We start from the raw sequence: 21,619 nt of genomic DNA on the forward strand, positions 1-21,619 counted from the left end.
TATTTTGAATCATCCTAGTCGAGGTTAGGAACAGTAAGATTTATTCAGGCGGTGATAAACTCGAGCTTATCACCGACTCTCTGTGCACTTTATGTTTAATTATATTCTCATAATTTATTTCTTAATCAATGCCTTAGAAGTAATGAAACAGGGGAGGTTCGTGCATTAAAAAGTTTTGGTGGGAGATGTTCCAAGCGTAAGCGCCTGCCAAAGTGAACACCACATAATCCCCGATGTCGATGCGCTCTATGACTTGATTGCGCGCGAGGACATCTTTAGGCGTACACAGCTGACCGACCAAAGTCGCTGTCGTGTGGCCGATTGGGTTCGAAATCGGTGGGCGCTGCTGATTGTTTAGAATCACAAAAGGATGGTCATGGCTTTGGGCAACGGGTGTGCGAAAATGGTGAGTACCGCCACGAGCGATGACAAAGTTTTCACCAAGGTTTTGTTTAATATCCAGTACTTCCATTACGTAGTAACCGCAAGGCGCCGAAATATAACGTCCGCACTCGAAACGCAATACCCAATTTTGCATTTGTTCTTTGGCAATCAAAAATTCGAGTTTGTCGCAGAACTCACTCCACGGAAAATGCTGCTGAGGGTCTTGGTAATTGATGCCCATACCGCCACCGAGGTTGATGGTGAGCTCATCGAGTGAGTATTTCTGTTTCCAACCTTTTACAACTTGAAAATACCGTCCCATCAATGCTAAGTGACGGCTCACATCCAACTGATGCGACATTAAGTGGAAGTGAAAGCCTTTTAATTGGATTAATGGATAATCACGCAACAACATGATGGCGTTATCTAGCTCGGCTTCATCTAAACCAAATGGTGTTGGTTTGCCTCCCATGGCCAATTTGCTGAGCGTGATATCACCAATGTCGATGTTCATGCGCAGAAAAATAGACACGCTTCGGTTTAGTTTCTGAGTTAAGGCACCAATACGTTGTAATTCGGTGATACTTTCAACATGAATCGCATCCACATCCAGTTTAATCGCTTGTTCTAATTCGCTCACCATTTTGCCAGGGCCACCAAAGATCAGAGGCTTGTTAAGTAATTGTTGGTGAAGATGATTTAACTCACCGCCAGATGCAGCTTCAAACCCGTCAACATAAGGTGCTAGAGTACGCAATATCGGTTCAGAAGGATTCGCTTTGGCTGCATAAAACAACTCAACGTTTTTTGGCAGTACATGACGCATCCCTTTGATGTGATTTTCAAGTACGTTAAGGTCATAGAGATAAGCACACAATGGTTGTTCCTGTTGCTTGGCCAGTTGCTCTATTTCATGTTCAATGTGTGAAGGAAGTTGCAACGAATTAATCATGGCTTTCACCTTTGTTTCGAGTAGTCCATGGTGCTAACACTTGGGTATAGCTAGACTCTTTGTCAGCGTTTTGCATCAATCGAGTGGTAAAATTGTTTTTACTTGGGAAATATCCGCCATCGAGTAGTGATACTAATTCTGGTTGCTTGCCGTTGATAGACTGCCAGCAAATGACGGCGTCCCTCAATATATTCCACAACGCTTGCTCAAGTTTTGAGTTACCTTCAGAAATAAAGAAAACTGCCTCACTGATGTTGTTGATAAAAGTACAATAACCAATGCGATTCCACCCTTGCTCACGGCTGTAGTAAACCGATTGTAGGGCACGTTCAGATAATTGGTTTAAGGAGTCAGCTGGCCAAAACTCAGGAAGCAGTTTTGTGCCTTCTAAGTCGCGAATCCAAACGCAGCACGGCATGCCTTTGTCAAAGCCTATTAGCGTATTTTGTAAGTGGGGTTCAAATGCCACACCGTGTTTAAAGTAATAATTAAATACGCCCGGAATTAAGCAGTGCAAGTAGCGTTCGAACCATAGTGTTGCGACATCCTTGTATTGGCTTTGGTTTTCCTTGGCTTTTTGCTTTAACTCAGTGGCGATGCAACTATTACCATCTCGGTCGTAGGCAAAAAGCGCTCCGGCTAAAGTCGGCTCCAAGATATCCGTTTCACTTTGAGTGAAGTTTTCACGGTATAAAATACCGAATGATTCGCGAGCTTTTATTACGTCTTCATGTTCTAGCCCAGAGATGGACTCTAGATTTAACGTCGTTGCATAAGGTTCAGTCATGACCTTGAACACAGGATTACGAAGTTGTTCACTCTCTTTTATAGAGCGCAGAATAGAGGTCAATTGAACCGCACTATCGAGCTCATACCAAGCATTTTTTCGCACACAGTTGGTTAAACGCACGTTGATAGAAAATTTGGCAAACCAGTCCATATTCGGGTGGTAAAGCGTTCGTACAGATGACGTTGGTAGAAGTCTTTTGCCGCCTAGACCTAGAGGATTAATTTTGCCTTGGTCAATCGCACGCTTGACGACGGGATTTTGCAAAATGGTATAGCTCTCCCAAGGGTGGCATGGATAAAGTACTGTCGATTCAGAGTGACTCTTTTCGGGCGCGAGCTTGCCCAGCATTGTGTGTGGTGTTTTTCGCTTATCTGACTGCAATACATCAAGCAGTGTGCTTTCTACTTCAAACCAATACAGATGCACTTCTGCGCCAACTTCTGGTGAACAAATGAGCAAATCATCGATACTGACACCAGAGCGGCTCTTTGGCGTTGGGTGAAAAGAATGTCCCCAAATCAAAGATTGCTCTGAGGCGATAAATTGATTGTGATGCTGGTGGGTAGGCTCCGAATTTAGGAATTGTTCAGTAATCAACAAACTGTTTTCCATTTGCTCAATCAGTTCGTGATTAAATGGGATCACTAATGCTTGTTTTAGGTACTGTAGTAGCAGAGTCAGAGTTTGGGTTGCGTCCAATTTAGACCATCCAGCTCCTGATGTTTTAGACCAAGGCCTGTCAGCCAGTTTTACCTTGCCTAATTGGCTTATGTACTCAACGGGTAATACCAGCAGATCGCCTTCGTTAAGGCAGATCGCCACGAGCTGACTCGGGCTATAGTTTCTTTTTAAGGTCTGTGGGAGTGAGGCTGAACTAAAGCCCCACTTAACATGCTTATTTGGTATGGCGTATTCACGCAGATAACAATTTACTACGCCCATAATGGTATTAAGCTGGGCTTTTTCATGATTGAGCTGAGTTTTTTTATGGCCAAATAAGCCTATATTTTGTGTTAAGTTCTCAGTTGGAGATAATTGAGTGTTTAACATGTCGATGTCCAAATTTTGAATGGATGAGCAGCGCTATTGCTGTACAAGCGCTGATCAGACTAGAAAGTAAGAAAAGAACCTCAAGCCAACCCAAGCTCGAGATAAAAGAAGCACTTAACCCGGCTGCAACTCCCCCCCATTTAGACATTGCATCAAAGCGTGAGAATATCTTGCCGCTTTGCTGCCTGTCGATTTGGTCTGCTAAAGCTTTATGTAACCCTTGATAGCAACAGACCATGCCCAATCCAAATAGAATACGAGCGATGATCAACACCTCTTGGTAAGGTAGGAGGTGCATCAAAGTACTGATTGAGAGCAAACCAAAACCAAGAAGCAAAGTATTGAGCTTATGATGACGATTGAGCCACTCAGAGAAAGTCTGTGCTTTGCTGATAAAAACTAAGTAGACACCATGTGGAAGAGCGTACAGAAAGCCGATCCATGCTTGGTTTGTCACACCAAATTTCTGCACGAAAGGCGAGAAATAGGGGAAGGTGACAACCATAGCAAATGCAAAGCAAAACTGCGTAACGAACACCCAATACAGAGAGTGTAACGAAGCGTTTTTGTTATCATGTTGCTGACCTTTTTCTTGGCCTTGAGCATTAGGCTTAGCGATAGTATCTGCTGGCAATGTCAAAGTGAACGTCATGGCAATCAAAGGCAGAACAGATAGCCAAAGGTAAGCGCTGAGCGGGCTGGTTTCCGACAAACTCCACCCCAACCCGATTGGCGCGATGATCAGCGCCAAGCGAGCAGAGAGTTGAGTCTTATTAAGAGAGGCTCCGAGAGTTTTTGCATCTTTAATCTGGCTAGACAAATAGCTATTAGAAGCCGCCATTGTGCCGCCAAAGGTTCCTTGAATAATAAGACCAAACACAAACATTGTTAGGTTGTTTGCCAAGCCACATAGAGCAAAACCGGCCGCTAGTCCGAGCTGAGCACGCAATAAAGAGCGACGTCTGCCATATTTATCGGCAAATTTCCCCCAAAATCGCGCAGCCAAAGCCGTGCAAAAGGTAGGCAGAATAAATAGGGCACCTGCCCAATTTGCATCAATGTGTGCGCCAAGGGTGGGTAATACCATTGGCAAGAACAAAGGCATTCCTAGTGCTGAAAATGCCGCAATAAAGTGGCAAAGCAGCACGCAATATATGAGTTTGGTCATGATGGATTAGCTCACGTTTTTCTTTATGGTCTCTAAGTAAGCTTTTTGTGCTATTTCACTATTAAGCAGCAAGAAGTTAGGCGCGGATAATCCATAGAACTTGTTTATATCGCTAGCGCCCGACGCTTGTTTGGATAACAAGCTGCCAGAGCTTAACAAGTACTTGGCGTACAAGTATGGCGAATCAAACAGCATCTCTTTAGCAAGCTTGATGTCGTGGCCCTGACTACTAAGCTGCTCAAGCTGCTGGGAAAGGCTATCAGCGACTATCTTGTAGAGGAAAGCCGAGCTTGTAATGCCTTTAGCGGCCATTGCTTCGATAATAGCGGCAATGTCGAGCTGCAATGTAATCGTGGTAAACATCTGACCAAGCGCCAGTTCATTGCCGACCCTGATACGCTGGTCTAAAAGCTGCTCGCACTTTACAGGAGCGGCTTGCTCATAGGCTTGAAATCGCTCTGGCCAAATGCGCGCCGCATCATTGTCTTTCATAGCTAAGGTCATCTTACCTTCGTCATTAAAAGCAATGATGGCGTTCTGTTGGTTAGACTCCAGCGCGATCCCATAGCGAATCCATAGAGTAAGATGAACCTTAGATAACAGCTCAACGTAATCTTTGAACCAAGCTAAAGTATCTTGCTTGTAATATTGGTCCGCGAGGTGCTCTAAGAACAGGCGTCCATCTGGCATTGGACTTGCGAGTGCGGCAACAGGGACAAGAGCTTTGTCTGATGAATGCTTGAGCGGGTATTCTCGCACTATGTAGGCGAAACTTTTTTCCTCGCCAACATGGCCCCCGTGTTTTTCATTGCAATGAAAAAGTGAGCCTTGCAGATCATTATCGCTTTGCTCTAGATGGGTGAGTAAACGTTCAAACCAGTGCCCATCATAAATCGTTGATGGCTTGATAAGGCGAACGTTTTTCGTCCCCAATGAGCGCATGATAAGCGGCACCTTAATGTGAATATGCGGCGCTTCATTCACCACCACGGTACGCACTGATAGAGTTGGGGTAACCTCAAGGTATGAATTTGGCGCAGCTATGATGCCCTCTGGCAAAGACTCTAGACTTTGCAGCGTTAATGGATGAGCTGGAAAAAGTTCATGGCTTAAAGCAAAGTCGCTTGGAAGGCCAACTTGTTCCATAGTCGGCCAGCATTCTGGCTGAGAACTTGTTAAGCTGACGAGTGACTTGCCAATGGCTAGCCAGCGCAAAGCAAAACTTTGGGCAAACTCAGGTGCGTATTGCGCAAGATCGTCATCACTTAGACCGAATTTAGCCCGAGCGGTCGGATAATAGGGATGATCAAGGTAGGAGGCAATTTGGTCGGCGAGCAGTAATTTCTGACCCCAGTTATCTAATTGGGAGATTGGCTGCATCAAAGACTCAGAGTGCTGCTTGAAAGCATCATCACACAGTGCCTTGTGTTGCTGCGCGCATTCAAGCTCTTGTAAGTAATTATCGAGTAATGAATGAGAACTTTTATGAGCACAGGCTTTGAGCAAACCAATCCAATCTTGATAATGGTATTGATGTTCAACTTGACCATTTTTTTCGATAATCCATCCTTTGCAATCTTCCCCAGCAGGAGAGCTATATACCCAGCGCTGCATGTAATAGCTGGCTGTGACGGGTAAGTAGAGAGTAAAATCCGAACTATCGAAAATCGCCCATACCTGATCTACAAAGTGAGTCGCGGTATTGACGTCTTCAGGGAGATGCGTCGTAAATTGGCTTTGCGAAACTAAGCCAAATAAATCTTCTCTTAGGCAGGTATCAATAAGACGCTGAGTTAGGTAAGAAGCATTGTTGTTCATGCGTTTACCTCGCTCGCTGGCTTGAGATCAAATTGAGAGATGGTTTTTTTCAGTGTTGGCTCTAGGTTTTCTCCAGACGGTGAAACGACGGAAATTCTTGCCAAATAATCTTTGTTAGAGAAGCTTTGTGTAAAGTTTTCACCCACTTGTTTTAGCACTTTCTGCTGGATGACAATATCGTCTTCGTGCTCAAGAAAAGACGTCGAGGTACCTTCAATAATGCCGCTTCGGTCTGCTACCACGTAATGTACATTTGCACTGCCATTGATCTGAAATTCACTGTCGAACTCTTTTCCTAGATGAAGGTTTAAGATGGTGCTGAACCAATTCCCCTGGCTGAGGTTATCAAGTAAAAACTCTTTACCGTCACCAACACTTCGATAATTGATTTCAACCAATACAGGGCCTGACTTTGTGATGATGAACTCGCTATGACAAACCCCCAAACCTACGCCAAACTCCTTCAGCTGTCTGACGCACTCGTCTCTAAATTCGATACTAAGAGGGCCATTCCATGTTGCTGCTGTCTCAATAAAGAAAGGAGGCTCAGCGAGTTCAACATCAAACCCACCAAGAGCGGTGATATTTTTTCCGTCGCCCAGTGTCTCGACCGAGATCACCGTACCCTCTAGAAAAGCCTCTACTAGGATTGGGTTTGTCGGGTGTTTTTGCCAGAAATGCTCACAATAACTTTCAAGCTCGCTTTTAGAGTTACAGCGCTGAACGTCAATGCTGGCGACACCTTCTTTTGGCTTTGCGACGACTGGGAAGGGAAAATCAACCACAGGTACGCTGCCTGAATATAGCAATTGACTGGCTACATTTGGTAACAGTTTTTCGCTGAGTACTTGCCGGGTTAGATGTTTGTTCTTCGCTTTTAGCGCCACTTTCCAGTCTTTGGCGGGTAAGCCAAAAAACTGTGCGCAGATCGCAGTAGAAGTTTGTAAGTGATCGCTGTTACTAAAAATAGCACTCGGTTGTAGCTGGTAGTTGGCGATGGTCTCGATAAGCTCTAGCGGATTAAATACGTCACATTCAAGGATCTCATCAGGGCTGAACCGTTTGTCATTCTTGCTCAATTTTAGATGGTTGAATTTATGATCTGTGATCAAGATTACCTCAAGACCCATCGCTTTTGCTGTCGGTACGAAGCCATGAGTCACTGCGTCATTTACGACGTGAGTTACGATAATAATCGTAGGTTTCATGGGGGGCTTTCCTAAATTTTAAAACGTTGTTGTCGTCTGCTCACGACTGGCTTTCAAATGGTCTCTTTCGAGTTCTGTGGAAAGAGAAGCTTTCTAATTTATTGTTTTATTGATCAATCTATCAATTTTTGTTTCTTACACTATAGATAAAAAAATAAATATTGCAAATATAAATGAGATTTGTTTTCATTCGCGTCGTGGTGGTTATATTAATAAAAAACGGAATTAGAAATGAACATAAGACTGACCTTGTCCCCCTTAGCTTTCGCTATTGGAGGAGTCTTGGCGACAATGGCACCAAACGCAGTTTCGCAAGAACAAGAGGCGGCAGACGAAACCTTGCAAGTTATAGGTCACCAGTACCAAGGATATGCGGAGAATATGCCTCAATCTGGGACGAAAACAGATGTGGATTGGTTAGATGTTCCGCAAGCTGTCTCTGTGGTAACACAAACCGAGATGGAAGACAGAGGCGCTGTGCGTTTAGTCGATACTCTGGATGGTGTAGCAGGGGTCAATAATACCTTGGGAGAAGGCAGCCGAGACCAGTTTGTGATCCGTGGTTTTGATGCGCTTAATGATATGTATCGTGATGGCATGCGTGATGATGGCACCTTACAATCCTACCGTAGTCTTGCAAATATTGAGCGGGTTGAAGTGGTCAAAGGTCCAGCAGGCGCACTTTATGGGCGCGGTTCTGCGGGTGGCATTATCAACTTGGTCACTAAGCGAGCAAACGGTGATAACTTCACAACCGTCAAGGGCAGTGTAGGCAGCAATAGTCAGTTTGTTGGCCAACTGGATAGCTCGATGGCTCTTTCGGACAAGGTCAATGGCCGTATCAACCTAGAACATCGACAAGCCGATTCTTATGTTGATCATGTAGATTCGAGTGATTTCTTTATTGCTCCGACTATTCGTGTCATGCCCAGTGAAGGCCACACTATCGACTTTGATGTTGAATATGCGCACCAAGAATTGGTGCCTTATCGCGGCGTTCCATCCAAAGATGGTAAACCTGTCGACGTATCTGAGAGTACTTTTTACGGCGGTACCAATGATTATCAAGAATCAGATAGCCTGCGTCTTGGAGTGAATTATAAATGGCTGCTAAACAGCGAGTGGACTTGGACAAACCGCGCTGCTTATAACCATATTGAACTTAAACAGAAAGGGACACGTCAAGTAGCGGTAACAGGGAGTGAAGTTTCTCAAACAGTCAATAATTTTGGCTACGATCCACGAACAGCCACAACACTGCAATCTGAGTTAGTGTGGGAAAGCCACTCTAACCAAATGATGGTAGGTGCTGACTACAATAAGATCAATATCGATTTCATTTCAGCCACAGATAAAGGTTTACCGAACAAAGATATTTACAATCCTGTCTCTGGGCCAACACCCGATCCCGGTTTCAACCCGTCACGTGACAATACCACCACCACAGCAGGTATTTACCTTCAGGATGTATATACCCTAGGCGATCTATCGGTTATCGGTAACATGCGCTACGACGCGATGAAACTTGAGCAGCAAAAAGTCGGCTCAGCAAAAGAGAATCTTGACGATAACAAAGTCAGTTATCGTGGTGGTTTGGTTTATCGCATTAGCAGTGATATGTCGGTGTATACGACTTTGGCCCGTTCATGGCAATTACCCTATGCAGGAATTTATATAAGTCCTACATTAGCTGAATTCTTTCAAACCGATCTCAAAGAAGTCGGCGCAAAAGCTTATCTACTCAATAATGCCTTGATGCTAAATGCTGCTGTGTTCCAAATTGACCAAGAGCAACCTCAAACTAATACAAACGGTGATGTGACTAGAAAAATCGACCAACAGCACCAAGGTTTTGAGCTTGAGGCACGCGGTCAAATCACAAAGCAATGGGATGTCTCTGTCGGCTATAGCTATCTGGATGCCGAAGTCAAAGCAACCGGCAAAAAGCCCAACGATGTGTCCGATCATCTGTTTTCACTTTGGAGTAGCTATCAGCTTGATGACAACTGGCGTATGGGTGGCGGCGTGAAATATGTCGGCGATCGTTATGCCGGTGATAACGAATCAGTTGCATTAGGTGACTACACCACAGTTGACTTGATGGCAGCGTATACAACGGGCCGTCATAAAATTCAAGCCAATGCTTATAACGTACTTGACGAGAAATACATTATCGGCACTACAAACGGTACCAGTGGCTTGAATCAAGTGGGTTACGGAGCCCCAGCAGAATTCATGCTTAGCTACGGATATCAATTCTAATCTTTCTCAGCATATTAGCGAATTTTTGGCCTCAACTTGAGGCTATTTAGCCCATGGGATCAACGTCTAGATCTTGGTCCTACTTTGCCTTTAAAGGAGATTTCCATGTTTAATCAGAACTTGGATAGTAAACCTCAGACATCAGCACCAAAACAAGCGCAGCAGACACTGCGCCTAAGCGTGCTGGCAACCACCATCGCTTCAGTGACTTCTATGAGTGCAATTGCTGCTAATGACACTCAAACTACCGAGGTTGAAACCCTTGTCGTAAAGGGCAGTTTGATCGGCCACTCTGAGCTAGAGGATGTAAAAGAGTATCCTGGCGCTCGCAACATTTTGACTCAAGATCAAATTAAGAAAACTTCCGCGTTATCGATTGACTCGGCGCTGCAAAGTGTTCCTGGAATTAAAGTTCAAGACGAGACAGGCACAGGTGTTTTACCTAATATCTCGGTCCGTGGCTTGAAGGCCAGCCGAAGTGGTCATGCACAATTTCTTATGGATGGCGTACCCCTGACTCTGGCTCCCTATGGCCATACAGGGCAATCTATTTTCCCAGCCACGATGGCGACGCTTGATAGGATAGATATTGTACGCGGCGGCGCGGCTGTGCAGTACGGACCCAATAACGTCGGTGGCGTGATCAATTTAGTGACCAAACCCATTCCACATCAATGGCAAACTGAAATCAGTAACCGTTTGACTGTTTTTGAAGATGGCGACACGCCACTGAACGATGTTTATCTGCGCACGGGTGGCTGGCTAAGTGATACGCTTGCACTTCAAGTGGAAGGTAACTTCTTAACCGGTGAAAGCTTTCGAGAGCACTCAGATACGGATGTCACCAACTTCCAAGCTAAGTTGCAATGGCTACTAAGCGACACTCAAGAGCTACAGGCCTTCGTACAACGCTATGATGCTGATACCCAAATGCCAGGCGCTTTAGCGCCAGCCGATTATGACAATGACCGCACCCAATCTAAGCGTCCGTATGATGAATATCAAGGGGAGTCGACACGTTGGAGCTTGAAGTATTTACATGATCTCACCATCGCAGACGGCGGTGAGCTAGAAATACTGACTTTTGGTCACAACTCAGACCGCCTCTTTAAGTGGGGGTACATTAGCACTAAAGGCGAGAACTGGGCTGATCCTTCGCAACCCTCGACTGATATCCGCAAGTCACCACGTCAGTTCGCTGTTTACGGTGTTGAGCCTAAATTGGCCGTCTACATTGCTGGCCCTAGCGTAACGCAAAACTGGATCTTTGGCACCCGTTACGTCAACGAAGATATCGATTATAAATTAACCCAAACTTCAATCGCGCAAGGCTCAACTAGTATAGAACGTGATTGGCACCTAGACACTGACGCGTTTGCGGGTTATGTCAGTAATGAAATTGGCTTTTTTAACGATAGATTCAAAGTCACGCCGGGCATTCGTTATGAGTCCGTCAATATGACATTCGATGATTTTAAAGACTCGACAAGCACAGATAATAAGGTTACTGAGTGGTTACCTGGCTTAACGCTTGCATATAATCTTACCGATCAATGGGTCGCCTATACCAATGCGCAAAAGTCTTTGCGTGCGCCGCAAATCGCCTATATCCGTGGCAAGGGCGAAGAGGGCAGTGAGCTTGCTTGGAACTATGAGTTAGGCGCTCGCTATACTCAAGATTCCACCAGTTTTAATGTTGCCCTTTACCGGATTGATTTTAAAGATCAGTTGGTATGGAATTCCACCACTCAATACTTCGACAATGTGGGTAAGACGCTTCATCAAGGGGTTGAGCTTTCAGCACGCTACGTTCCCGAATCTCTGCCTGCCTTGAGTTTAGGTGGCGGCTATACCTATTTGGATGCGACGCTTGAAGAAGGTGAGAACGAAGGCAATCAACTGGCTCATACCTCTAAACATCAGCTTAACTGGGATGCCACTTATACCTTTAGCAAGTTAGAAACGACTTTGTCTGGATATTATTTCAGTGATGCATACTCGGATGAGGCAAACACGGTAGAAGAAGATTCCATCGGTAAAGCGGGTAAAATCCCTGCCTATATGGTGTGGAATTTGAACATAGGTTCTGATTTGTACAAGGATGAAAACAGCAAGCTGCGGATGAATTTGGGTGTCAATAACCTATTTGATGAGGATTACTATTTCCGAGGTATTGATACTAGCCCAACAGGGCGCTACCCAGCGCCAGGTCGAACCTATATTTTGGATCTTAATTACCAGTTTTAACATTTAAAACTCTGAAACTATTGACAAATATACAGTCGCCAATACTCTTGGCGACTTTGATGGTTTTAGCGTTAAAGGAAAGTTAGCTATGAATAATCACGCTCGACGTTTGTTACCACATAAGCGATTAGGATCTGTTTTGGCTTTGTTGGTGGTTACTTTATCTTCTTTTACAACTTCAGCTAGCCCTAGAACGATACGAGATGAGCAAGGCTTGTTTGAAATTGATACCACGCCGCATCGTGTTGTGGTGTTGGAGTTTTCTTTTGTCGATGCATTGGCTGCGGTGGGCGTGTCACCTGTCGGCGTTGCCGATGATAACGACGCTTCTCGGGTGATTCCGGCGGTGCGCAAACTCATCAAACCATGGAAATCTGTGGGTATGCGCGCTCAACCAAGTTTAGAAGCGATTGCGGTTTTAAAACCGGATTTGATCATTGCGGATGCTGAGCGCCACCGCACGGTTTTAAAAGATTTGCAACGAATCGCGCCTACGCTACTTCTTAAGAGTCGAGGGGAAACTTATCAAGAGAACTTAGAGTCGGCACGCAAAATTGGCGCTGCGCTTAATCAGCAGTTTGCCATGGAGCAAAGAATTGAGCGCCACCACCAAACCATGGCGGAATTTAAGGGGCATTTTTCTCTCAAGCAAACTATTCAATTTGCCGTGGTGTCAGACAAAGGTATGTGGCTACATAGCCCAGCCTCTTATGCCGGTGGCGTGCTGACAACATTAGGGATTTCAAGTCCTATCAAAGAGCAAACCAACAAAGCGTACCTGCCGACCAGTTTCGAACTCTTGCTAAAAACCAACCCAGATTGGCTACTTTTGGGGGCTTATTCCCACCCTAATGTGATTAATGATTGGCAGAAAAATCCACTGTTTAATCTACTTACATCGGCAAAAAATAAACGCCTTGTTGAAGTGTCACCTGAGCTTTGGTCACTAAATAGAGGTATGTTGGCCGCTGAGCAAATGGCAACAAACCTTGAGCAGATTTTGGACCCCTCATGAGTAATGGGGTACTGTTAAACTGCGGGCTTGACGTTAAGAATACACACTCGCAGAGTTTTGCTTGGCGAGTCATTTTGTTGGTCGGATTGGTATCGAGTTTGGCTTTTTGTGGCTACATTGCTTCTATGCTGGGCTGGTCGAGTTTTACACTGACCGCTTCCGACTTGATTGAATATTGGTTTGCGTTTGATGAAGCTAATATCACGCACCAGATATTAGCCACGCTCAGAGCGCCAAGAGCTTATTCAGGGCTATTAATTGGCGCAGGCCTCGCTGTGTCAGGCCTTCTGATGCAAGGTTTAACCCGAAACCCTTTAGCGTCTCCTTCAATTCTTGGTATTAACGCAGGTGCCGCGTGTTTTATGGTGCTTGCGTCTATTGGTCTGCCTATCCTCTCTGAGCTAAACCCTATTATTAATGCAGTTTGTGGCGCTTTACTAAGTGGCATTACTGTGATGCTTCTTGGCGGCTTTTTCTCTGCTCGCTCTCACCCTTTGCGCCTAGTGTTAGCTGGCATTGCAATTAGCGCGCTTCTTGTTGGTATCACACGAGCGGCATTGATCCTTGGCGATGATATGGCTTATATCGTATTACATTGGCTGACTGGATCTTTATCGACCCTAGACAATAATCAATGGCAGCAGCTTTGGCCGCCAGTGTTAGCTGGATTGATATTAGCTTTAGGTCTCGCTCGTAATCTCAATGTGTTGGCGTTGGGGGATGAAGTCGCGATTGGCTTAGGGAGTAATATCTGGCTCACTCGCGTGTTAAGTGGAACCGCGATTGTATTGTTGGCTGGTTCAAGCGTTGCGATTGCTGGCCCAATTGGTTTTGTTGGCTTGTTAGTCCCTCATTTAATTCGGCCGATTATTGGCCACAACTATCATTTGTTGATCCCTATTTCAGCGCTTGCTGGCGCGGCTCTTGTGGCCTGGTCAGATGCAATATCAAGAGCCATTGCTTTTCCGACCGAAACTCCTGTTGGGGTGATCACTGCTTTACTTGGTACGCCATGTTTTATTTTGCTTGCGATGAGGAGAGCCTGATGCATCACAGGACAAAACTATTTTTCTTATTTGGCCTAGTTATGTTGGTGGCATCCACAGGTCTATTTGTGGGTGCTGCTTCGCTGAGCGTGTCACAAGTGATTGAACATTTGCTTGCATTGTCGAGCGATGACTTTGTGATTCATCAGTACCGATTGCCACGCGCTCTTCTTGCGATTAGTGTCGGGGCCGGTCTTGGACTCTCTGGCGTGTTGGTGCAAGGCGTTATATGCAACCCATTGGCTTCTCCTGATCTGATGGGCATTAGTGCTGGAGCGGGTCTTGCGGCCACAATTTGCTTAGTTCTGTTTCCAAGTGCGCCGGTGAATATTTTGCCTTTGGTTGCCATGTTGGGTGGCATTTTGGCGGCGGGACTGATTGCATTATTGGCTTGGTGGTCGCAACCAACACCTGCAAAACTTGCCCTAATTGGTATTTCAGTTAGTGCGTTTCTGGCAAGCGGGATCGACTTTTTACTTATTACCAATCCTTTAGAAATTAATACAGCAATGGTTTGGCTCACCGGCAGTCTTTGGGGCAGAAATTGGCAGCAAGTGCCTTTTATTTGGGGGGCCTTAGCCATCTTGCTGCCGTTTGCTTTTTGGCTAGCGTGGCGTTTAGATGTCATGGGACTTGGCGAAGAAAGTGCAACCACGCTTGGGATAAACCCAAAGCAGGTTCAGGTTTTTGCGCTTATATCGGCCGTTTTACTTGCTAGCATTAGTGTTTCAGTTGCTGGAACCATCAGTTTTGTCGGGTTACTTGCGCCACATTTAGCTCGTTTGTTGTTTGGGCACAACCATAAAATGTTGATCCCTGCTTCCGCGCTGATCGGCGCTATTGTAGTCACATGTGCCGATGGTCTCGCTAGAGGTTTGCAGCCGCCGATTGAACTACCTGCAGGGGTACTTACCTCTGTGATTGGCGCACCTTATTTTATTTTTCTTCTTTATCGTTATCGAGGTTGGTAACCATGCTTGAAACCAAGAACCTTTCCGTTGCGTATGGAAAACAAACCATTATTGCCAATCTGTCTGTGTCTATCCCCAAGGGAAAAATCACTGCTTTGGTTGGGCCAAATGGGTGTGGTAAATCGACCTTGTTGAAAACCCTTGTAAGGATTAATAAAGCCAACTCAGGTGAAGTGTTTCTTGAAGGCAAAACATTGTCTAGTTATGGCGATAAAGCTCTAGCTCGTTCCTTATCCCTGTTACCACAAATACTGGTGAACCCTGAAGGTATTACGGTTCGAAAATTGGTCGAATATGGGCGTTCTCCCTATGTTTCGCATTGGGGAAGGTTGGATCAAGATGATAAAAATATCGTTGAACAAGCAATGCGTGACACAAGTGTTCTTGAGTATGCTGATAAAACCTTGGATTCTTTGTCGGGAGGGCAGAGGCAAAGGGCATGGATTGCCATGGTGGTAGCGCAAGATACGGATGTGGTAATGTTTGATGAGCCAACGACGTACCTAGATATGTCGCATCAGGTTGAGCTAATGAAATTGATCCAGCAAATGAATGCCAAAGGGAAGACTGTGGTAGTGGTGTTACACGATCTCAATCAGGCGTGTCGCTATTGCAATCATTTAGTGGTGTTAAAGCAAGGGTGCATTGTTGAGCAAGGTTCACCTGATGAGGTGATGACGGAAACATTGCTTAATGATGTTTTTGATCTAAAAGCTAATGTGTTTCGAGACCCGGTCTCAAATACTCCAATGTGCGTGGCGGTTTAGAAAAATCTAATTTAATGCTATTGCTGATTTTTACTATTTTTTTCACTCAATAGTAAACTATCCGGATAATATAGGGTTCCTTAAACATATCTCTTAGAGCTGTCATATGGTAGATTTTTAATTGATATGTTTAACATTTATTAATTGGAGCTATCGAGCAGATGTTAGTAGCGAGATGTGTTGTGTTGTGGTTTGCGCTGCTTCCTCACGTAGTTTTTGCTTTGGGGAATACCCATATTGAGTCTTTCAGTAAGGCTAAACAGTTGATGCAGAAAGAGATCTTTGTTGGTGATGCGATTCAGCGTACTTTGTATTGTGATGCGTCGTTTAATATCAACAAGTACGTCACTTTGCCAGAAGGTTTTACGACCGACAAATATCGTGGACGTTTAAATAAATGGGAAGCTGAACATATTGTCCCAGCAGAGAACTTTGGACGAGCTTTCCCTGCTTGGCGTGATGGACATCCTGATTGTGTTGACAGTAAAGGTAAGGCATTTAAAGGCCGCAATTGTGCGTCTAAAGTGAGCAAGGATTATCGTTTAATGCAGGCTGATATGTTTAACTTGTATCCAGCAATTGGTAGTGTTAATGCACAAAGACAAAATTATAATTTTGTTATGTTGGCAAATAGTACATCAAGTTTTGGTAGTTGTGATATGAGAATTGACGCTAAAAAAGTACAACCACCTGAGAATGCACGAGGAAAGATAGCGAGGGCTTACCTTTACATGGAAGCTGTTTATCCTATTTATCAGATGAGTGGTTCCCAACGTAAGCTTATGAATGCTTGGGATAGTCAATATCCTATGACAAACGTTGAATGTGAAATTGGTAAACGGATAAGTGCAGCGCAGCAGTCATCTAATCCTATACTTGAGCAGCGTTGCCCTTTATAAATGACCACCCCTAATATGGTATAGAGGGGTGGTTATTCGTTGACTTAATTAGTCGATAATATAGTTAAAATGGACTCTCGATAAGGTAATCAAAGTTTGGACTTTGGTTGCCTGCCGCATCAAATCCATACACACAAACTTTTAGTGGTACTGATTGGATACGGATAGGGTTTCTTCTATATTGAATATAACGAGCATCATCACAGTCAATCTCGTCTGGGTTGCCCCAAGCTAGCCAGTAATCAGAATATTCAGGAACCATAAAGATAGGTTCAAAGCCAATAGGTGTCACGTTAAGTATCGGCTTGGTTGAAGGGGCTGTATTATCGACTTGGACTTGGACTACATTTGGTGCAGATGCATTATCATTTTCCCCTATGATGCAGTATTGATGAATGCCTTCTTTGTTGATATCTATCTTGGTTTCGCTGAAGTTGACTTGGCTTGCGTCTATTGGAGCGCTGTAGCCTGAAAGATCCTGACAAGTTTGAGTGTTATCAGATATTAAGATGTTTTTATAGCGTATTTTACTTTCGCTGTTGACGGTGAATTTCCACTGTTTATACCTAGAGTTCTCACCACTGAATATGTAAGGGTAGTTAGCGATATTGATGTTGCTGGACTTAGGTAATGGACAGCCTGGACTATTTAATGCAAAGGTTCCGCTTGAATTGAAGCATTGCTTTAGGTCTTGAATAGGAACAACGTAATTCTTGTTTTTCTTAACGTGAGCACCTTCGCCATCAACCGCGCAAGGATTGCCACTGTAGCAAGTTTTTCCGACAGCAGTATTAGTGGTGGTGTTAATTAGTCCGACCATGTTTTGATTGTTATCGAATACTGGTGATCCTGAGCTTCCTGAAGAAATCCCTTGGCAGTTATTCTCATTAAAGTCATACCAATGCCAATAGCCTTCAATCACATTAAATGTATCTCCAGATTCACAATGTGATAGCTGTAATGCCCCGACGTCGATAGGAACACCAGCAACGGTTATGGCTGTTTCAGAAGGTAGCGAATCTTGGGAAATCCGATAGGGTGTTAAGCCTTGCGCGATTAATTGAGCGACAGTTTGATCTGACGATAACACTGAGATATCTACCCCTTTCATCGTTGAGTACAAGACTTTATTAATGCCAACTGAAATTGTCTCTCCAGCCTCTATTGAGTCTTGGAAGTAGTTAAATTTAGCCGTGTAGTTTACAGCTTTTCCCACAGTTACATCGTTGCTTGCTGAAGAGCTAAAAGCATTTTGGCTACAGTGCCCATTCGATAGGAAAGTGGCTGGTGCATTGATATTGTCGCTAAATTGTACAAAAGATAATGTACAAGTCATGTTGCCACTGAGTTTACCTATAGAGCGATAGAATGAGTTTCCACCGCTTTCGGGTAATTCCGTATTTTGGGTCGCCGAGACAAAGGGAGAAGTAAGACAAAGTGCGGCGATATAAAGTGTATGTTGTTTCATTAACATGCCTCTAAAATCAATATTGTTAGGAATGGATAGGCAATGAACATGCAAAAAGTACTTGCTCACTATTTTATGATTTGGAATCTTTTTGGTTAAGCTTGTGGTGTTGGTTGCTCCGATTTTGGTGTGTGAATATCAGGTGCATATAAAAAATAATGTCTTTACTTGTATGTTGGCTTTTTCATAAACAACTTATTTATATGCAGCTTTAATCTTTTTGTGTTTTTAGGCAATTGGTTGTTTTTTGGAGTTTGGAACAGGCTCAGGCTTTTTGAATCCTAACAACTGCCTGTTCAATGAAAGATTGACTTGTAGAGATAAATAAAAGGCTGGCGCAATATCTTCATCCAAGCATCTGGTTATCAGGGCTCACCGTACGAAGAGCCCTGAGATTGACACTAGACTAGTTCTTTACCTTCTTTTTTAGCTTTGCGAATATCTCGATAAAGGCTGACACACAAAAGCACCATAACGCTCAGCGCCATTACAGGCCAAATTAGGACATATAAAGTTAATGCTAGACTTGACATTGTGGTACTCCTTCTAGCTCTTTACCGCGTGTGTCTGCCTTATTAAAGGAAACAACATCATTACCAATACTATTGAAATCAAAGTGCTCTTTAGATCTCAAGCTTAGCACTACGCACACTAGGGTACTGGCACCATAAGCGGTCATTGAACTTAACAATACGGGGTAATCACGTAGTGAATCTAAAGCAAAAGGTGCGATGCTAATAAAAGCAATGCCTCCAATGATACAGGCTGCTCTAAAACCAAAGAATCCAAATGCCATTAAACCAATCACAACGCCTCCCCCCATAGATGCCATCCACTCGAAGAACAAGGCTGCTAATCCTTGCAGCTCGATGAACTCAAACCGAGTAATGATAAACATCCCAAAGCCGGTAATGGCAGCACTGGTAAAGGCGAGATTACTCACTCGGTCCCAATATAGGCTTGCTATCACAGGGAAGACTATCGCCCCCCAGAGGGCTCCGACAAAGACCAGCATGGTCAAAATATCAAACTTTAAACATGCCAGTAGCATGGCTGAAAAAGTGGCTGTAACCATAGTCAGACGACCAATAAAGAGCATGGTTTTGGGTTTGATTTTACCTTTTGACAAGTGCTTACCATAGATATCAGTCATCACGAGCGCTGACAGCGCCGATAGATCAGAATCTGCTGTCGAGGAAAGTGAGCCAATAACCATAATAAAAAACAAACCAACTAAAAATGGTGAAAGATAGGTTGCCGCCATTTGTGGTATTAGATTGTTGTAATTACCGTCCTGAGGAGTGATCCCGGCAAGGAGAGCGAGAAATCCCAACATACCGAGCCCTATAACAATAGAGGCATAACCGAAGGTTGCGGTAATAAAAGTTGGTTTTAAGAGATCTTCTCTTACTGCAAAAAGGCGCTGGGCAATAGTTTGGTTTCCAATCGCATAGGCAAGGACGGCGACAAAGTAGGGAGCACCTTGTTCTAGTATTGCTGTCTTTGAGTAAAAGCTGGATTGTTCCTTGGTAATTAGTTGCATTCCAGATTCAAACAAATTGCTTCCACCAAGTTTGAAAAATATAATCGGGATAATAACTACTGCTGCAAAGATCATTGCTACCACCTGACCAAAATCAGTGGTGACAGAAGAGCGGAACCCAGACCATATGGTGTAGCTGAGCACGCCGACTCCAGCAATAATGACACCATGGATAAAGCTCAATGGAGACAGTATTTCTAGCAGCGCACCAGCGGCTGTAAAATTGACCGTTAAACTTATCAGGCTTCCAACTATGTTAGAGCCTGCCATGATCATCTGGCTGGCACTGCCGTGGCGAGCGTGCATGATCTCTGCAAGGGTATGCGCTTTTGGGGCGATCTGTCTGAATCTTTTTCCAAATGGATAGATGAAGAAAATCATCAAAGCCCCCCAAAAGCCATAGTGGAGCGCGCCTGATAAGCCGTATTTATACCCGGAAGTGGCCGCAGCATAAAAAGAGGCTGCCCATATCCATGTGGCTGTCATACTGGCTGCTGCCATACCAAACCCTATGGAATTATTGGAGACCATATAGCCATCGACATTCTCTTCTTTTCTTGCCAGTGTGAGTGAAACAAGAAAAGTTAACCCATAAAAACAGAGCAACAAAATTAATGCTGTCTGAGTAGACATTTGATACATCTCTTTTCCTTATTTCTCTTTTACAGAGAAATCTCTGGTTGGAAAAGTGAACTCCAGAGTAGTCTCTCAAGTTCACAAAGCTTCTAGCTGTTAGTGATCATCACTTTTAGAGCGTTATGCTTTTCTGCATTGATGAAGGTATCGTATGCCTTTTCGGTTTCATTGAGCTCGAAATGGTGAGTACATAGTTTTTCTGGGTGTAAGTGGCCGGCGCGAATTAGTTTAATAAGTGCGGGAGTGGTATAAGTATGTACAAGCCCAGCAGTCATGGTGAAATTTCGCTTCCACATATCTTCGAGGTTAATTGTTGCAGGTTTTCCGTGCACACCCAGAACCGCGATATTGCCCCCTGGGCGGACGAGTTTCTGAGACATGTCCCAACCCGCAGGAATTCCGATTGCTTCAATAACAACATCTACTCCAATATCATCGGTAATATCTAGGATCTGTTGAACAGCGGTATTTTCTGAGTTGTTAATTGTATGGGTTGCGCCCAACTGTTTTGCTGCCTCTAAACGGTGAGGGTTGTTATCGATGGCGTATATTTTACTGGGTGAAAAGAGTTGAGCTGACATTAAAGCAGCCAAACCTACTGGACCACAGCCTATGATGGCGACAGAATCGGCTGGTTTTAATTTTCCATCCAATACCCCTACTTCATAGCCAGTTGGAAAAATATCGCTTAAGAAGACTAATGATTCTGAATCTATATCTTCTGGTGCATGAAATAAACTATTATCACCATAAGGAATTCTTACATATTCAGCCTGGCATCCGTCAATTTCATTTCCCAATATCCAGCCTCCATTTAGGCACTGACCAAATAGAGACTTTTGGCACATCGAGCAACTACCGCATGAAGTAATACAAGAAATGATAACTCGATCCCCAGGCTTAAATTTGCTGACACGACTACCACACTCTTCTACAATGCCAACCCCTTCATGGCCAAGAATAGTATCGTTTTTAAATGTAGACACGTTACCTCTTAATATATGAAGATCAGTGCCGCAAATTGTAGTTTTCTCAATTTTAACTATAACGTCACTGTCATCAATTAAAGTTGGTTGCGGTCTTTCTTGAAGGGAGTGATTGCCTTTATCGTCCATTACATAAGCTTTCATGTTATTTCACCTTTTCAATGATTAAATATGGAAAATATCGTTATATATTATTTATCTGTACAAGCCGATCTTTTAAAAATATACTTACCTATAATCTTAATTGTTACTTAAGGTGTTGATATTGAAGTTCTTTTTAGGATTATTACATAGGTAAAATAAAAGTAAACGATTGCATATAATTATTTATTCTGGTCGTACCAGTATATTATTTTTTGAAATGTTTTAAATAATTAATTACTGTTATTTAAATTAACTATATATATAT

The 21,619-nt window shown here is 43.9% G+C and carries 16 protein-coding genes; 7 read left to right on the forward strand and 9 right to left on the reverse strand.

All coding sequences use genetic code 11. From position 1 onward, the window contains the following. Positions 1-133: 133 nt before the first annotated feature. From OCV27_RS05360 to OCV27_RS05380, 5 genes are read right to left on the reverse strand one after another with little or no spacing between them, the layout of a single operon-like run. The gene (locus OCV27_RS05360; RefSeq protein WP_125322004.1) at positions 134-1,336 is read right to left on the reverse strand and encodes a type III PLP-dependent enzyme; all 1,203 of its coding nucleotides are present in this window, start codon (positions 1,334-1,336) and stop codon (positions 134-136) included. Further along, the gene (locus tag OCV27_RS05365; protein WP_125322002.1) at positions 1,329-3,176 is read right to left on the reverse strand and encodes an IucA/IucC family protein; all 1,848 of its coding nucleotides are present in this window, start codon (positions 3,174-3,176) and stop codon (positions 1,329-1,331) included. The genes OCV27_RS05360 and OCV27_RS05365 overlap by 8 nt, the downstream gene beginning before the upstream one ends. Continuing rightward, entirely contained in the window at positions 3,148-4,344 is a 1,197-nt protein-coding gene (locus OCV27_RS05370; RefSeq protein ID WP_125322000.1) for an MFS transporter, read from the reverse strand. Before OCV27_RS05370 ends, OCV27_RS05365 begins: the two co-directional genes overlap by 29 nt. A 6-nt stretch (positions 4,345-4,350) precedes the next feature. Next, complete coding sequence (locus OCV27_RS05375; RefSeq protein WP_125321998.1) at positions 4,351-6,162, reverse strand: IucA/IucC family protein; 1,812 nt, start codon at positions 6,160-6,162, stop codon at positions 4,351-4,353. Continuing rightward, the gene (locus OCV27_RS05380; RefSeq protein WP_125321996.1) at positions 6,159-7,370 is read right to left on the reverse strand and encodes an ATP-grasp domain-containing protein; all 1,212 of its coding nucleotides are present in this window, start codon (positions 7,368-7,370) and stop codon (positions 6,159-6,161) included. Before OCV27_RS05380 ends, OCV27_RS05375 begins: the two co-directional genes overlap by 4 nt. A gap of 231 nt (positions 7,371-7,601) precedes the next feature. Between OCV27_RS05380 and OCV27_RS05385 the strand changes: the two genes are divergently transcribed. The 7 genes from OCV27_RS05385 to OCV27_RS05415 all read left to right on the forward strand — a co-directional run bounded on the left by OCV27_RS05385 (position 7,602) and on the right by OCV27_RS05415 (position 16,577). Then, positions 7,602-9,632 carry a TonB-dependent receptor gene (locus OCV27_RS05385; RefSeq protein WP_125322870.1) on the forward strand — a complete coding sequence of 677 codons (2,031 nt, stop codon included), beginning with the start codon at positions 7,602-7,604 and terminating at the stop codon, positions 9,630-9,632. A gap of 105 nt (positions 9,633-9,737) precedes the next feature. After that, positions 9,738-11,879, forward strand: a complete 2,142-nt coding sequence (locus tag OCV27_RS05390; RefSeq protein WP_125322871.1) for a TonB-dependent receptor family protein — start codon at positions 9,738-9,740, stop codon at positions 11,877-11,879. An 88-nt stretch (positions 11,880-11,967) separates the two neighbouring features. Continuing rightward, positions 11,968-12,894 (forward strand): Fe(3+) dicitrate ABC transporter substrate-binding protein, encoded by a 927-nt coding sequence (locus OCV27_RS05395; protein ID WP_125322872.1) that lies wholly within the window; start codon positions 11,968-11,970, stop codon positions 12,892-12,894. 125 nt (positions 12,895-13,019) lie between these two features. Continuing rightward, positions 13,020-13,940, forward strand: a complete 921-nt coding sequence (locus OCV27_RS05400) for a FecCD family ABC transporter permease (protein ID WP_245986829.1) — start codon at positions 13,020-13,022, stop codon at positions 13,938-13,940. Then, positions 13,940-14,911, forward strand: a complete 972-nt coding sequence (locus OCV27_RS05405; protein WP_125322874.1) for a FecCD family ABC transporter permease — start codon at positions 13,940-13,942, stop codon at positions 14,909-14,911. The genes OCV27_RS05400 and OCV27_RS05405 overlap by 1 nt, the downstream gene beginning before the upstream one ends. 2 nt (positions 14,912-14,913) lie before the next feature. Continuing rightward, complete coding sequence (gene fecE / locus OCV27_RS05410; protein WP_125322875.1) at positions 14,914-15,678, forward strand: Fe(3+) dicitrate ABC transporter ATP-binding protein FecE; 765 nt, start codon at positions 14,914-14,916, stop codon at positions 15,676-15,678. Between the two features lie 161 nt (positions 15,679-15,839). Continuing rightward, positions 15,840-16,577, forward strand: a complete 738-nt coding sequence (locus OCV27_RS05415; protein WP_125322876.1) for an endonuclease — start codon at positions 15,840-15,842, stop codon at positions 16,575-16,577. Between the two features lie 64 nt (positions 16,578-16,641). Here OCV27_RS05415 and OCV27_RS05420 read toward each other — a convergent pair whose 3' ends face one another. From OCV27_RS05420 to OCV27_RS05435, 4 genes are all read right to left on the reverse strand, one after another. After that, positions 16,642-18,045, reverse strand: a complete 1,404-nt coding sequence (locus OCV27_RS05420; protein ID WP_125322877.1) for a hypothetical protein — start codon at positions 18,043-18,045, stop codon at positions 16,642-16,644. A gap of 401 nt (positions 18,046-18,446) precedes the next feature. Beyond that, complete coding sequence (locus OCV27_RS05425; protein ID WP_215985797.1) at positions 18,447-18,578, reverse strand: putative transporter small subunit; 132 nt, start codon at positions 18,576-18,578, stop codon at positions 18,447-18,449. After that, complete coding sequence (locus OCV27_RS05430; RefSeq protein WP_125322878.1) at positions 18,566-20,230, reverse strand: sodium:solute symporter family protein; 1,665 nt, start codon at positions 20,228-20,230, stop codon at positions 18,566-18,568. The genes OCV27_RS05425 and OCV27_RS05430 overlap by 13 nt, the downstream gene beginning before the upstream one ends. Positions 20,231-20,313: 83 nt before the next feature. Beyond that, on the reverse strand, positions 20,314-21,354 hold the full coding sequence (locus tag OCV27_RS05435) for a zinc-dependent alcohol dehydrogenase family protein (RefSeq protein ID WP_125322879.1): 1,041 nt from the start codon (positions 21,352-21,354) through the stop codon (positions 20,314-20,316). Positions 21,355-21,619 lie beyond the last annotated feature (265 nt).

The sequence above is a fragment of the Vibrio pectenicida genome (assembly GCA_024347015.1).
Taxonomy (GTDB): domain Bacteria; phylum Pseudomonadota; class Gammaproteobacteria; order Enterobacterales; family Vibrionaceae; genus Vibrio; species Vibrio pectenicida.